Below are 12,386 nucleotides of genomic sequence, written 5' to 3'. Positions count from 1 at the left end.
GATAGAATATAGTTAGCGTATGGTTTCTCTCCACTCCTATCCATACTCATTCATTTGAATAGCTTTTTGGCTAACCTGATTTGTAAGCGTTTACGAATCAGGTCTTTTTTTATGTTCTCCTATAATAGATGCCGGTCGAACTCCACTGTATAGTTTGGTATACTGATACGAGTCAAAGAGGAATAAAGAAAGACGATGGAGGGTTTTAAACAAGTGGATTTAATAAAAATTTACGATATGATAAATAACGGCAGGGTCGAAGAAGGACTCGAAAAACTGGCAGCTCTTGAAAAGACTGCCTCTCATCAGGAAAAATACGATATTCTGCAGGTGTACGAAGAGCTGGGTCTTGCAGATAAATCCAAACCTATAATTGACGAGCTTATCCAGCATTATCCGGATGAAACAGAGCTTTATTTAATTGCAGCGGAAAATGCTATTGATCTGGATCAGGAAGAAGACGCCATTGAATGGCTGCTGGAAATAAAAGAAAAAGACGATAATTTCCTTCAGGCACAGATGCTTCTGGCTGACTTATATCAACTGCAGGGACTCGATGAAGTGGCGGAAACGAGGCTGCTTCAGGCTCTTCAGAAAGCACCGGAAGAGCCGGTGCTTCTGGCCGGCCTGGGTGAATACTATCTGGAAAGAGGAGATTTTGCCAAATCTATTCCTTATTTGAAACAAGCGGAACAGCACGGCTTTCAATATCCGGAAGGCAGCCTTTCCCTGCGGCTTGCTGAAGCATACAGCGCCACGGGTCAGTTTGAAGACGCTATGAAATATTACAAAACCGGACTTGAAGAAAAGCGGGAAATGAACGCGCTGTTCGGTTATGCTTATACAGCGCTTCAGGTAAAAGACTATGAGCTTGCCGCACAGAAATTTGAAGAATTAAAAGCAATGGATTATGAATATGCTTCATTGTACCCTTATTTAATTCAGGCATATAAGCATCAGAAAAAATGGGAAGCTGCTTTTGAAGCCGTTCAGGAAGGTCTGAAAGTAGATAATTTTAATGATCAGCTCTATGTAGAAGCCGGTATTGTTCAGTGGTCCCTTGAGAATAAGGAATTGGCGGAAGGATATTTGAAAGAAGCACTTGCCCTGAATCCCGCCAATGCCGAAGCAGCTTCCGTGCTGTTTTCCATGTGGCACCGTTATGAAGACTACGACGATATGATCGATCTGGCGGATCACCTTCAGGCTTTAGGAGAAACGGACGTATTGTTTGAATGGAATAAAGCCAGGGCTTATGCAGGCAGGGATGACCTGGAGGAGGCACTGCCATTGTTTGACAAAATCTATCCCGAACTAAAAGAAAACACGGTATTTCTCGATGAATACGGCGAAGTGCTTTTAGAAATGGGTTATAAAGAAAAAGCGGTGCTGATCTGGAATCAGCTTCTAATCGAAGAACCGGACAATCAAGCTGCAGCGCTGCGGATTGAGGAACTGGAACAGGAATAAAGGAGGATTTGCATTGAAATGGACCGCAGATGACATGACCGTATTTCTCCGGGAAAAACAGTATATTGATACGCTGCTGCTGCCGCTCCAGCCCGTGTCTTTTACAAATGAGATGAAACAAAGTGCCTCCATGCAGGAATTTGTGGAAGCATTAACCCGGGAGATGGAAAAGCAGTTTAAAGGCAGGGTTATGCTGTCGCCGGCTTTTCCTTATTTAAAACAAGAACCGGTGGAGGAGCAGCTGCCAAAAATCCAGAAGTGGATACAAGAGGCCAAAGAAGGCGGCTTTTCCCATATTATCCTGATCACTTCGGATGCCGGCTGGAAACAGGTGGAAAAAAGCATTGACGGAATGCTCGTATGGATGCCATTTGTTCCTTTTGAAAACCTGGAGAACTCCTATAAAAAACAAATCATTTCAGAGCAGATGAAACAACTGCTGCCGCTGCTTACAATGAAATGGAATGAATAGCAGCAGGTTTTGCCGCAGTTTACAGGCAACGTTGACATATCGTTAAAAGCTGGGATATTATTAAGATATTCCAGCTTTCTTTTTATCCAGAAAGGCAGGAAAGAGGGCTTGTTTTCTGTTATACTATAGTTAACAAACCAGTTTGCGAAAATGGTGTAGTTCTGCCTTTAACGGCATGTCTTTGCAATAATAAAATAGAAAAGCAGAGCCACGCTTCTTTTTTTCGTTTGTTTTGTAAGGGCTTTATTTCTTTTTAATGGGGGAGGGAAATAGATTGAGTGAAAAAAAGCATAATGTATCCAGGCGTCAGTTTCTTACATATACGCTTACTGGAGTTGGCGGCTTTATGGCAGCAGGAGTAATACTTCCTATGGCAAGATTTGCAGTAGACCCGGTTCTTAAAGCGGGTGCAGAAAGCGACATGTATGCGGTTGCAGAAGTAGCGGATTTAACGGAAGAGCCGCAGCGGTTTGATTTCTCGTATGAACAGGTTGATGCCTGGTATCAGTCAGAAGTGACGGAAACAGCATGGATTTACAGAGAAGGAGATAATATCGTGGCTTTGTCACCTACCTGTACGCACCTGGGATGTACGGTGAACTGGGATGCCAACGAAGATTATCCGGATCAGTTCTTCTGTCCCTGCCATTTCGGCCGTTTCGAAAAAGACGGAACGAATATTGCGGGTACACCGCCTACGGAGCCGCTTCATAAGTATGTAACGGAAGTAAGAGATGGAACGGTTTACTTAGGTACAGCAGAACCACAAATATAGGGGGTGTATTACATATGTTACAGCGCGTGTACGATTGGGTGGACGACCGTCTCGATATCACTCCTATGTGGAGGGATATAGCGGACCATGAAGTGCCGGAGCACGTAAACCCGGCTCACCATTTTTCCGCATTTGTTTACTGTTTCGGCGGTCTTACCTTTTTTATTACCGTTATTCAAATTTTATCCGGTATGTTTTTAACAATGTATTATGTTCCCGATATTGTAAATGCGTACGAATCGGTTCGTTATCTTCAAGGGGAAGTGGCATTTGGAGTAATTGTCCGTGGTATGCACCATTGGGGGGCAAGTCTTGTTATTGTTATGATGTTTCTTCATACCCTTCGGGTGTTTTTCACAGGATCTTATAAAAAGCCCCGTGAATTAAACTGGGTAGTCGGTGTACTCATATTTTTCGTAATGCTTGGACTTGGATTTACAGGGTATCTTCTTCCCTGGGACATGAAGGCTTACTTTGCCACAGTGGTTGGACTTGAAATCGCAGAAAGTGTGCCTGTTGTCGGGGAATTAACGAAGACGCTGCTGGCGGGGGATCCTGAGATTATTGGCGCACAGACGTTAACCAGATTCTTTGCCATTCATGTATTCTTCCTGCCGGGTGCACTGCTTGGATTACTTGCTGCCCACTTTATTATGATTAGAAAACAAGGTATTTCTGGTCCATTGTAAAGGACAGTGAAGAATATACTGATTGGGGGGATATAAACGATGCATAGAGGAAAAGGCATGAAATTTGTCGGAGACTCCCGTGTGCCTGACAATAAAAAACCGAATATCCCAAAAGACTATTCGGAGTTTCCGGGAAATACGGAAGCTTTCTGGCCTAACTTCCTGCTGAAGGAATGGCTCGTAGGTGCCGTATTTCTAATAGGATTCTTATGTTTGACGATTGCCCACCCGGCGCCGCTGGAAAGGCTGGCTGATCCGACGGATTCAGGATACATACCGCTTCCAGACTGGTATTTCCTGTTTTTGTACCAGCTGCTGAAATACGAATACGCATCCGGACAGCTTACGGTTATTGGAGCGGTTATCATTCCAGGTCTTGCATTTGGAGCGCTTCTTTTAGCACCATGGCTTGATACAGGACCAGAGCGTAGAGCCTCGAAACGTCCGATTGCTACTTCCTTAATGGTTCTTGGTGTGCTCGCTACTGTTTACCTGACGTGGGAATCGGTGGAAAGCCATAACTGGGAAGAAGCGGAAGCCCAGGGGGAAATGCTTGACGAAGAGGAAATGGAAGCCGCGGAAAGTGTCGATATGGAAGCCGCCGGTTACGAAATTTATTCTGAGCAGGGCTGTATTGGCTGCCACGGCGACCAGCTTCAGGGTTCAGGTGCCGCCGGGCCTCCTATCTTTGACGTACCGTATGAGCCGGATGATGTAGCTGATATCGCAGTAAATGGTATTGGTGAAATGCCGGCCGGACAGTTTGAAGGAAGCGACGAAGATCTTCAGACACTCGCTGAATTTATCTCTTCCGGTGGAAATCCGGAAGAAGGCGGCGGAGAAGAAGAGGAATCAGAAGAATAAGGCATTGACATTTTCGTCCTGTAAACGATATCGTTTATAGGACGATTTTGTGTGGAAATTTGTGAAGAAAAGAGGGGCTCTATGATTGTTCTTCGGTGGATGACCTATTCTCCAGTATTATGGATACTGCTTACGATTAATGTGTTTGGTACGCTTTATGGGTATTACTGGTATGCGTACCAGCTGGCATCAACCCCGCCTGTTTTTCTTCTGTTTGTTCCCGACAGCCCGACGGCAAGTCTGTTTTTTTGTCTGGTTTTGTTTTCTTTTATTATAAAAAAACAGAACGGGCTGATCGAAGCGCTTGCAGCAGTAACCCTTATCAAATACGGCATCTGGGCCGTAGTGATGAACACAGCAGCAGGGTTGGCCGGCGGAGCGCTGGAATGGCAGCACTACATGCTGATTGCTTCTCATGCCGGGATGGCCATCCAGGCTTTTCTTTATATGCCTTTTTACCGGATCAAAGCCTGGCATCTTGCAGCGGCAGCGGTATGGACAGTTCATAATGACATTATCGATTATGTATACGAAATGTATCCGTGGCTGTCACCGGCCTTAAGCAGCTATGTTTCCCACATTGGGTATTTTACGTTTTGGCTGGGAATTATTTCTGTAGGAGCTGTATATCTCCTCGGCGTACGCCGAAAGAGAAAAACGCTGAGTCTTATGTAATTTTTGAAACGGCTGTCATACAATCGTCAAAACCTGTCGAGCGTAGTGATTGACTTTCTTTGACGTTTTACATAAAATTAGAATATACATTAAAAATGGAGGGGTCAAAGACACTATGGGAATAGGAGCATTTATTATTTACTTCCTGCTGCTTATGGGAATACCTTTATGGGCACAGGCAAAAGTGAAAAAAGCTTACAAAAAATATTCTAAAGTTCCTAACTCATCCGGTATGACCGGTGCGGAAGTAGCACAACGAATTTTACACGATAATGGTATATATGATGTAGCGGTAGAGCCTGTAAGAGGCCAGTTGACCGACCACTATGATCCAAGTAAAAAAGTAGTGCGCCTGTCTGAAGGAAATTACAGTCAGCGCACCGTAGCAGCCCAGGCAATAGCCGCTCATGAAGTCGGCCATGCGATGCAGGATGCAGAAGATTATGCATTTCTTCGTTTCCGCAGCAAGCTTGTACCGGCAGCTACAAAAGGATCAAACTTTGCTTTTCTATTTATTATTGCAGGTATGCTGCTTCAGTCGCAGGGAATGCTGTTAGCCGGTATCGTATTTATGAGTGCCGCCGTCCTGTTTCAGGTCGTTACGCTTCCGGTCGAATTTAATGCCAGCAGCCGGGCGATGACTCAGGTAGTCAGCACCGGAATAATTAAGAACAATGAAGAGAAAGAAACAAAGAAAGTACTCGATGCTGCAGCGTTAACTTATGTAGCTGCTGCACTGGTTGCCGTTCTCGAACTTGTGCGATTCATTGCTATGTACTTTATGATGGACGAATAAAAGAATATGAAAAAAAGCCGAGAAGAGAGATCTTCTCGGCTTTCCTTCTGTTTAGGGCTATGAAACATGAAGCGGTTTTTTGTTTTCATCCAGCGTAAATCCTTCCCCCATAACGTCCTGAACGTCATTAACAGTAACAAATGCATGGGGATCAATATTCTCCACCAGGTTTTTGAGCCGGACCAGTTCGTTGCGTCCGATAACGCAGTACAGTACTTGTTTATCAGATCCCGTGAAGGAACCGGTACCTTTAAGTATCGTACCGCCGCGGTCCATCTCGTTGGTAATTGCTGCAGAGATTTCTTCTGTATAGTCCGATATAATAAATGAAGCTTTAGCAGAGTAAGCACCCTGCTGAATAAAGTCAATTACTTTTGCAGCGACAAATACGGCAACAAGCGTATACATCGCTTCCCGGTAGTTTAAATAGACAAGAGAGCTCGTAATAACCGCTGCATCAAATAAGAACAGCGTCCGGCCCATGCTCCAGCCGAAATAACGAAAACCGACCTTGGCGATTATATCGGCTCCTCCCGTGGTCCCGCCGAACCGGAAAACAATACCGAGTCCGGAACCGACCAGGACTCCGGAAAACAGGGCCGCAAGCGTTAAGTCCTCCTGGAGTGGAAGATAAACGAGGGGAAACTGCTGAAACAGCCACAAAAATAAGGAAATACTGAACGTACCAATAAGGGTATAAATAAAAACGACCCGCCCTAGCACTTTCCAGCCTACGAGCAGAAGCGGGATATTTAATACAAGGTTTGACCAGGCAGGGTCCACGTCAAATATAAAATATAAAATTAATGCAATACCGGTCAGTCCGCCATCAGCGAGATTGTTTTCCATGTTAAAATAGACGAGTCCAAACGACATTATAGCAGAACCAAGAATAACAAACGCTATGTTAGTAAGGTGCGTGCTCGTTTTCATATAGTATTCCTCCTTTAATCAATCAGCCTTTATTAGTATAAGCGAAGAGAAGGCAGGAGACAATTTGTTACGGATTGTCAATAAGAAAGGAATCAGATACGATATCAGCAGGAGGCGGATAACCAAATGGATAAAAAAACAATGCAGGAGATGCAGCAGGAAGTAGACCGCTATATCGGCCAGTTTGAAGAGGGGTATTTCAGTCCGCTTGCCATGATGGCCCGGTTAAGTGAAGAAACCGGGGAACTGGCACGGGAGGTCAATCATTCCTACGGAGAAAAACCGAAAAAGAAAGAAGAACAGGAAAATTCGATGGAACAGGAAATGGGAGATATCCTATTTGTACTAATATGCTTTGCGAACTCTTTACATATTAACCTGGATGAGGCATTTGATCTGGTTATGGAGAAGTTCCGATCAAGAGATGCAGACCGGTGGACAAAAAAAGAATAGGGAGAGAGTTAATCATGACAAAACATATACGCATTGCTATAGCAGGGCCGCGCGGCAATATGGGAACAGAAGCCGTTAAATTGACAGATCGTACAGAACACTTTGAATTATGCGCCGTCATTGATTCCAAAAACAATGGCAGCCGTTTAAAAGACATTGCCGGTATGCCGGCGGTCGATGTGCCTGTGTATACCGATATTAATCAGTGCTTTCAGGAAAATACGATAGATGTGCTGATTGATTTAACCAATCCGGAAACAGGCAGGAAGCACCTTGAAGCCTCCCTGGCTCACGGTGTATCACCTGTTGTAGGAACAACAGGTTTTACGGAAGCAGACATTGAAAAACTGAGCAGAGAAGCTGAACAAAAACAGATTGGCGTAGTCATTGCTCCTAATTTTGCAATTGGTGCCGTCCTAATGATGAAATTTGCCAAAATGGCAGCAGCTTATATGCCGGATGTAGAAATTATGGAGATGCATCATGACCGCAAGCTTGATGCGCCATCAGGCACAGCCATAAAAACGGCTGAGCTGATTAAAGAAAACCGTGCTTCCCGCAGACAGGGGCATGAAAACGAAACGGAATCTCTTGCCGGTGCGAGAGGTGCAGATATAGATGGAATGAAAATTCACAGCGTCAGGCTTCCAGGTCTTGTAGCCCACCAGCAGGTTATGTTTGGGGGAGCCGGGCAGACACTGACTATTAAGCATGATTCGATTAACCGGGAGTCCTTTATGCCTGGAGTGCAGCTCGCGGTAGAACACGTAGTGGAACACAAGGAGCTTGTTTACGGTTTAGAAAACATAATGTAGGAGGGTCAACATGAAAATTGCCTTGATAGCCCACGATAAGAAAAAAGAAGACATGGTCAGCTTCGCTCAGGAATATAGACACATTCTGCAGGGGCATCAATTGTATGCAACAGGCACTACAGGGAAAAGAATCCAGACGGAAGCAGATCTTGATGTACATTGTTTTCAATCCGGGCCTATAGGAGGCGACCAGCAGATTGGTGCTCTAGTGGCAACAGACCAGATGAACTGCATCTTATTTTTCCGGGATCCATTAACTGCCCAGCCCCACGAGCCGGATGTGTCAGCACTTCTCAGACTTTGTGATGTCCATGGGGTGCCATTAGCTACAAATATAGCTACAGCTGAAATTCTAATTAAAGCAATAGAGGAAGGCATTATTGATTTCCGCGGTTCCTCAGAGAAAGAAGGATCTTAATGACTGCTGCATTGACATTACTGGCGTTCGGCGCCCATCCGGACGATATTGAAATTGGAATGGGTGGGACGGCCGCACTCCATGCCCAAAAAGGGGATAAGGTAGCATTTTGTTCACTGACAAGGGCGGAACTTTCCAGCAATGGAGATATTAAAACTAGACAGAAGGAAGCCGCCCATGCGGCCGAAACGCTTGGTGCCCAGGCGCGCTATCAGCTGAATTTTCCAGACCGGAATTTAACAAAGGAAAGCCCGGAATATGCAGAAATCGTGACGCTGATCCGTTACCTGCGTCCGGATATTGTTTTTTTTCCATGGCACGAAGACCGTCATCCGGATCATATAAAGTGCGGGGCGATCATAAAAGAGGCGCTTTTTGATGCCGGCATCCGCAGATATACAGAAGCGGGCGGCGACGCATGGCGCGTCCCCTACTCGTATCAGTACAGCATAAACGGCATGATAAGCGGTGCCGCCTTTTATATAGATATTTCGAGTGTCCAATCATTGAAGGAGGAGTCGCTGCTCTGCTATGAAAGCCAGTTTATTTTAGCAGAAGAAAGTGTGCACACTCCTCTTACAAGTATGTATATTGAATCGGTACGGGCAAGGGATCTTCTGATGGGCAAACAGGCTTCTGTTTCCTATGCAGAAGCATTCACCCCCTATTCTCCGGTATTACTAAACGAACTGCCAGGAAGGAAAAATGAATGAAACTCAATATTGGAATTTCCTGTTATCCGACCGTAGGCGGATCAGGAATCGTCGCAGCAGAATTAGGAAAACAACTGGCAGAAAGAGGACATACAGTTCATTTTATTTCAACTAGTATGCCGTTCCGCCTGAATAAAACATATCCGAATATTTATTATCACGAGGTCGAAGTGAATCAATACGAAGTATTTCAATACCCTCCTTATACGTTAACGCTGGCAAGCAAAATGTCAGAGGTCGCTAAACGGGAGAAGCTGGATATTCTGCATGTCCATTACGCGGTCCCTCACGCCATCTGTGCCCTTCTCGCTAAAGATATGGCGCAGACGGGATTGAAAGTTGTGACGACGCTGCATGGAACGGATATTACCGTTCTGGCAAACGATGCCTCGCTGAAAGAATCGATTTATTATGCAATAGAAAAATCAGATGCGGTTACAGCGGTTTCGCAATCGCTCGCCCAGCAGACTAAAGATATGCTCGGTATTAAAGCTCCGATTGACTGCATCTACAATTTTATTGAGCAGGCAGATGCCGTTCAGGAGCACAGCAGGGAATGGTGGAAAAAAGAATATAATATCCCCGCTGAACACAAAGTAATGATTCATATATCCAACTTCCGCCCGGTTAAACGGGTGGAGGACGTTATTGAAGCATTTTACACGGTCCAGCTGGAACAAAAGGCGACGCTTCTGATGATAGGGGACGGCCCGGACCTGAATAAAGCGTGGCAGCTGGCTGAGAAGCTGGGTATTGCGGAATCAGTGCTTTTCTTAGGGAACCAGAAAAACATTTCCGATTTTCTTAACATGTCAGACGTGATGTTTCTGCTGTCGGAAAAGGAAAGCTTCGGGCTTGCCGCATTAGAGGCGATGGCATGCGGCGTTCCCGTAGTAGGGACCGATGTCGGCGGTATACCTGAAGTAATAGAAGACGGCAGGTCGGGCCTGATCGTTCCGGCTGGAGATGCAGAAGCCGCAGGTAAGGCGGCGCTGCATATAATAGCAGAAAGCAGTGTTTTTCAGTCTTTTTCCAGCGAAGCGAAAAAACGCGCAAAGGAAGAGTTTTCTGCATTAAAAATCGTGCAGCAATACGAAGACGTGTATAAAAGGGTGCTTGCTGATGGGGAAAGCCTATAACGAAGCGGTGACTTTTCTTTCGTTGTTAAAAAAGCACGATATTACGGGCTGGCTGGTCGGAGGATGCGTGCGGGACTGGATAAAAAACGGCCGGGACTACATGCCGCGTGATCTAGATATAACAGTAAACGCCTCTGCAGAGGAGATTAAGCTGATTTTCAATAGAGCCCATCGGATGTCAAACCGGCACGAAACGGCGGTTCTCCACCACAGGGGGCACGTTTATGAACTGACGGCATTAAAAGGGGCCGGCATTAGCGAGGATCTTGCAGCAAGGGATTTTACATGCAATGCAATGGCTGTTGATGTGAATGGAAACCTGCTGGATCCGTATGATGGCGCAGAAGCAGTTCACTCCGGATTCATTAAAGCGGTTGATCCTTCGCGCTGTTTTCGGGAAGATCCGCTTCGTATTCTGCGGGCTCTCCGGTTTGTGTCTCAGTTTGGCTGGAGTATGGATTCCCGGACAGAAGCCGCCTGTATAAAGGAAATAAAAGAACTGCGGGGCACGGCGGTGGAACGCATAAAAGATGAATGCTCGCTTCTCCTGCAGGGCAGCTTCGCAGAAAGGGCGCTTCGAATGGCCGATACATTCCGGTTGTTTGAGCATTTACCTGAGCCGGTTCAGGCAGGGCCGCTTTGTTTATGGCGGTATCAGATAAACAAATTGGATGATGGGCTTATGCGCTGGGCAGGCCTGTTTCTCATACTGTACGGAGGGAAAGGGTCTGCCGTTTTAGGAAGCTGGTCCTTCTCCAATAAGTGGAAAAAGGAACTCAGGCACCTGCTGGAGGCCGTGAAGAATCATGATTATAAGCAGGATTCGTATACTCTTTTTAGAGCAGGGCGGGAGCAGGCCGTACGCGGCTATCTCCTTCATCAATGGAAGTATGACTACACGCCGTCTGAAAAGGAATTGGAGTCTTTTTATGCACGCCTGGACGCTCTTCCTATTAAAACGAAAAAAGATTTAGCTTTAGATGGAAAAGATATCCTCAGGCATTTTCCGGATTTATCATCAGCTCATTATGGACGCCTGCTTTATGTGCTTGAAAAAAAAGTAGTCATAGGAGAAATCGCCAATAAAAAAGAGCAGCTGCTCGAAGAGGCGGCCATTTTTGTAAAAGAAAGGGGGAAGGAAAGCGATGCGTGATAAGCTGTTGGCAATATTACATGATTCAGGCAGCTCCTATATTTCCGGACAGGAGATAAGCGATAAGCTGGGTATTTCAAGGACAGCCGTGTGGAAGCACATCGAAGAACTCCGCAAAAAAGGCTACAAAATAAACGCGGTAACAAAGAAAGGCTATAAAATGGAATATACGCCAAATTCCATAACCGCCGACGAAATAAATGCCTATTTGGACACGAAGACGTTTGGGCGGGTCGTCCACTCTTTTGACCAGGTAAACTCCACCCAGATTCCCGCCCATGAGGCAGCGAGAGAAGATGCGCCGGAAGGAACGATTGTAGTAGCAGAGGAGCAGCTCAAAGGCAAAGGACGTATGGGCAGGCCCTTTCACTCACCGAAAGGCACCGGTCTCTGGTGCAGCCTGATCCTGCGGCCTTCCTTTCCTCCCCAGCAGGCGCCTCAGCTTACGCTGCTTACCGCCGTTGCTATCGCAGAAGGAGTCAGGAAAGTAACAGATCTGCCCGTAGATATTAAATGGCCGAATGACCTATTGATAGCCGATAAAAAAATTGCGGGGATTCTTATTGAGATGCAGTCAGACCCTGATGAGATCCACGCTGTCATTGTGGGTTTCGGATTAAATATTAATCAAAAGCAGGAGGATTTTCCTGAAGATATCCAGAGCCGTGCCACGTCGCTTGCTATAGCAGGAGCCGGCCAGTATAACCGGGCACAGCTGCTTGCCGAAATATTAAAACAATACGAATACTGGTATTTCCGGATGCTTGAGGAAGGATTCGGCCCGGTGCGTGAAAAGTGGGAAGCACTCGCTGTTACGATTGGAAAGTATATTACGGCCGTTACTACCAGAAAAACACTATGCGGACTGGCCAGGGGTATTACTAAGGATGGTGTTCTTCTACTTGAAACAGAAGATGGGAAAATAGAATATATTTACAGTGCGGACATCCACGAACAGCGCAGTACATGATGAAATTTGATATACTAAATGCAACTTCAACGTGTCAGGACAGTATCGAAT

Annotated in this window: 15 protein-coding genes; 14 read left to right on the top strand and 1 reads right to left on the bottom strand. The window is 45.7% G+C overall.

What is annotated here, in order from left to right; translation table 11 throughout:
* The first annotated feature begins 213 nt into the window (after positions 1-213).
* From ATL39_RS10085 to ATL39_RS10055, 7 genes are all read left to right on the top strand, one after another.
* Positions 214-1,470 carry a tetratricopeptide repeat protein gene (locus ATL39_RS10085; protein ID WP_170146899.1) on the top strand — a complete coding sequence of 419 codons (1,257 nt, stop codon included), beginning with the start codon at positions 214-216 and terminating at the stop codon, positions 1,468-1,470.
* Positions 1,471-1,483: 13 nt separating this feature from the next.
* The gene (locus ATL39_RS10080) at positions 1,484-1,942 is read left to right on the top strand and encodes a YpiF family protein (protein ID WP_120193238.1); all 459 of its coding nucleotides are present in this window, start codon (positions 1,484-1,486) and stop codon (positions 1,940-1,942) included.
* Positions 1,943-2,216: 274 nt separating this feature from the next.
* On the top strand, positions 2,217-2,717 hold the full coding sequence (locus ATL39_RS10075; RefSeq protein ID WP_147419350.1) for a QcrA and Rieske domain-containing protein: 501 nt from the start codon (positions 2,217-2,219) through the stop codon (positions 2,715-2,717).
* 14 nt (positions 2,718-2,731) lie between these two features.
* Positions 2,732-3,406, top strand: a complete 675-nt coding sequence (gene qcrB, locus ATL39_RS10070) for a menaquinol-cytochrome c reductase cytochrome b subunit (protein ID WP_120193236.1) — start codon at positions 2,732-2,734, stop codon at positions 3,404-3,406.
* 39 nt (positions 3,407-3,445) lie between these two features.
* On the top strand, positions 3,446-4,270 hold the full coding sequence (locus ATL39_RS10065; RefSeq protein WP_120193235.1) for a menaquinol-cytochrome c reductase cytochrome b/c subunit: 825 nt from the start codon (positions 3,446-3,448) through the stop codon (positions 4,268-4,270).
* Between the two features lie 81 nt (positions 4,271-4,351).
* Positions 4,352-4,945, top strand: a complete 594-nt coding sequence (lhaT, locus tag ATL39_RS10060) for a lipoprotein heptaprenylglyceryl N-acetyltransferase LhaT (protein WP_120193234.1) — start codon at positions 4,352-4,354, stop codon at positions 4,943-4,945.
* A 115-nt stretch (positions 4,946-5,060) separates the two neighbouring features.
* A complete protein-coding gene (locus ATL39_RS10055; RefSeq protein WP_120193233.1) occupies positions 5,061-5,741 on the top strand; it encodes a zinc metallopeptidase in 681 nt (226 codons plus the stop codon).
* 57 nt (positions 5,742-5,798) lie between these two features.
* On the opposite strand, the gene ATL39_RS10050 is transcribed toward ATL39_RS10055, so the two are convergent.
* Positions 5,799-6,674, bottom strand: coding sequence for a YitT family protein (locus tag ATL39_RS10050; RefSeq protein ID WP_120193232.1), 876 nt, complete (start codon positions 6,672-6,674; stop codon positions 5,799-5,801).
* Positions 6,675-6,800: 126 nt separating this feature from the next.
* Between ATL39_RS10050 and ATL39_RS10045 the strand changes: the two genes are divergently transcribed.
* From ATL39_RS10045 to ATL39_RS10015, 7 genes are read left to right on the top strand one after another with little or no spacing between them, the layout of a single operon-like run.
* Complete coding sequence (locus ATL39_RS10045; RefSeq protein ID WP_120193231.1) at positions 6,801-7,127, top strand: nucleotide pyrophosphohydrolase; 327 nt, start codon at positions 6,801-6,803, stop codon at positions 7,125-7,127.
* Between the two features lie 14 nt (positions 7,128-7,141).
* Positions 7,142-7,942 carry a 4-hydroxy-tetrahydrodipicolinate reductase gene (gene dapB, locus ATL39_RS10040; RefSeq protein ID WP_120193230.1) on the top strand — a complete coding sequence of 267 codons (801 nt, stop codon included), beginning with the start codon at positions 7,142-7,144 and terminating at the stop codon, positions 7,940-7,942.
* Between the two features lie 10 nt (positions 7,943-7,952).
* Entirely contained in the window at positions 7,953-8,360 is a 408-nt protein-coding gene (gene mgsA, locus ATL39_RS10035; RefSeq protein ID WP_120193229.1) for a methylglyoxal synthase, read from the top strand.
* Complete coding sequence (gene bshB1 / locus ATL39_RS10030; protein WP_120193228.1) at positions 8,360-9,073, top strand: bacillithiol biosynthesis deacetylase BshB1; 714 nt, start codon at positions 8,360-8,362, stop codon at positions 9,071-9,073. The genes mgsA and bshB1 overlap by 1 nt, the downstream gene beginning before the upstream one ends.
* Entirely contained in the window at positions 9,070-10,212 is a 1,143-nt protein-coding gene (gene bshA, locus ATL39_RS10025; protein WP_120193227.1) for an N-acetyl-alpha-D-glucosaminyl L-malate synthase BshA, read from the top strand. The genes bshB1 and bshA overlap by 4 nt, the downstream gene beginning before the upstream one ends.
* Positions 10,196-11,365 (top strand): tRNA nucleotidyltransferase/poly(A) polymerase-related protein, encoded by a 1,170-nt coding sequence (locus ATL39_RS10020; protein WP_120193226.1) that lies wholly within the window; start codon positions 10,196-10,198, stop codon positions 11,363-11,365. Before bshA ends, ATL39_RS10020 begins: the two co-directional genes overlap by 17 nt.
* Positions 11,358-12,335 carry a biotin--[acetyl-CoA-carboxylase] ligase gene (locus ATL39_RS10015; protein WP_120193225.1) on the top strand — a complete coding sequence of 326 codons (978 nt, stop codon included), beginning with the start codon at positions 11,358-11,360 and terminating at the stop codon, positions 12,333-12,335. The genes ATL39_RS10020 and ATL39_RS10015 overlap by 8 nt, the downstream gene beginning before the upstream one ends.
* Positions 12,336-12,386: the final 51 nt, after the last annotated feature.

It is taken from the genome of Sinobaca qinghaiensis (assembly GCF_003610495.1).
Taxonomy (GTDB): Bacteria; Bacillota; Bacilli; order Bacillales; family Marinococcaceae; genus Sinobaca; species Sinobaca qinghaiensis.
This window is presented reverse-complemented; position numbering and strand designations above follow the sequence as displayed.